The following is an 816-nucleotide window of genomic DNA, read 5'->3' as shown; positions in this document are numbered from 1 at the left end:
GGTTCTGTCGCAAACTTTCGACGTTCCGAGCGTGCGTGATATGTCAGCGTTGTCAGAGAGTTGGTGAGAGGCGTTTGGTGTGATCGAGTTCAAGGGCGTGCATTATCCGAAGTCGGTGATCCTGCACGCGGTGTTCTTCTACCTCCGCTACGCCGTCTCCTACCGCGACCTTGAGGAGATTCTGGCCGAGCGCGGGGTGGCGGTCGACCACGCAACGCTGAACCGCTGGGTGGTGAAATATGCACCGCTGATCGCGGCCCAGGCGCAAGCTAGAAAACGCCCAACGGCCAGTTCTTGGCGGATGGACGAGACCTACATTAAGGTGAAGGGCAAGTGGACCTACCTCTACCGCGCCGTCGATCGGGATGGCCAAACCCTTGACTTCATGCTCTCGGAGCGTCGCAATCTGGCCGCTGCCCGGCGGTTCTTCAAGCGGGCGATCGACACGAACGGCGTGCCAGACCGGGTCGTCATTGACAAGAGCGGTGCCAACCTGGCCGGCCTGCAGGCGGTGAACGTGATCCTGAAATTCACCGGCGATGGACGCACCATCGAGGTCCGGCAGTTCAAATTCCTCAATAACATACTTGAACAGGACCATCGCTTCATCAAGCGGATCACCGGCCCGATGATGGGCTTCAAGGCGTTCCATTCGGCCACAGCCACCCTCGCCGGGATCGAGGCCGCCCACATGATCAGAAAGGGCCAGATCCCGGCCAACGGCACCACCGCGTTTCAGACTTTCGCGGAGCTCGCGGCATAATTGTGTCCTCAGCTCGGGCTACTCCGCCATCCGGAAAAGTTTGCGACGGAACC

General features: G+C 60.0%; 1 protein-coding gene. It reads left to right on the top strand.

Annotated elements, in window-relative coordinates:
* Positions 1-79: 79 nt before the first annotated feature.
* Positions 80-763, top strand: coding sequence for an IS6 family transposase (locus P1K30_RS23820; RefSeq protein ID WP_275635232.1), 684 nt, complete (start codon positions 80-82; stop codon positions 761-763).
* The last annotated feature ends 53 nt before the right edge of the window (positions 764-816 follow it).

The sequence above is a fragment of the Psychromarinibacter halotolerans genome (assembly GCF_029168315.1).
GTDB lineage: Bacteria > Pseudomonadota > Alphaproteobacteria > Rhodobacterales > Rhodobacteraceae > Psychromarinibacter > Psychromarinibacter halotolerans.
Note: the sequence above shows the minus strand (reverse complement) of the source record. Positions and strands in the feature narration are given on the sequence as shown.